At 39.2% G+C, this 855-nt stretch carries 1 protein-coding gene; it reads left to right on the top strand.

Annotated elements, in window-relative coordinates; all coding sequences use genetic code 11:
• On the top strand, positions 1-257 hold a 257-nt coding region (locus CIK04_RS31000), incomplete at its 5' end, for a transposase (RefSeq protein ID WP_142995049.1).
• Between the last annotated feature and the right edge of the window lie 598 nt (positions 258-855).

Genomic DNA, 855 nt, shown 5'->3' with positions numbered 1-855 from the left:
TGAATAGAGAAAGTGGCCGCTATAAAGGCAAACGAATTATCCAAGGTGGGCGCGCTCAGGTGCGTACAGTCCTGTATATGGCGATGATGTCTGCAATGCAATCTAACCCTGTTTTTAAGACCACATATCAGCGATTACTGGAAGCAGGAAAACCCAAAAAAGTAGCCATCATTGCCTGTGTTAGAAAGATGGTTGTGATCCTGAATTCAATGCTAAGAGACGGAACTATGTGGAATGAAAATATGGCGAAAAATTAACTATTGACGCCATACTCGTTTGTTATGCTTAAGCTTCAATGGCTTACGTTTTAATTGAATTAAGATTAACTCGACTTTGATTTACAAACAAAAACCAAAACGTAGAAAACAGAAATGACTCATAATTTTGAAAATCAGACTTTGAACTTTGGCAGTCAAAACTCAAAAACCTAAGATCAAATTTCTGACTGAGGCAACTCTCAGAATTTCTAGCGCCAAAGAATAAGTGTCCAGAAAACAGCGCTCACTGAAGCCAACTTGCCGACAAACACCAAACTGAAAAGCCGAGGGAACAAAGAAAAACCATAAACCACTGATTTTACGTGATTAAGCATAACGCCCAATTAAGGCGTGACCAACGCTACCACAAACTTGAACATACCACCTAAAACACAAAACCCAACGATGGAACGAAAAGTACCAATGCGTTGGGAATACGCTCTTAAATTGTTTGTTATGTGAAAACCTAAACGTTACTCAAACCAACTGTTTTAGCGTTTCTTTTGCTTTCTGATGTATGTCTTATCTTGATGTGGGCAGCCACTGAATGCGTGTAGCAGCAATCAAAACACCTAGATCATCTGAATATCCAACAATG

This window comes from Vibrio sp. 03_296 (genome assembly GCF_002265885.1).
This window is presented reverse-complemented; position numbering and strand designations above follow the sequence as displayed.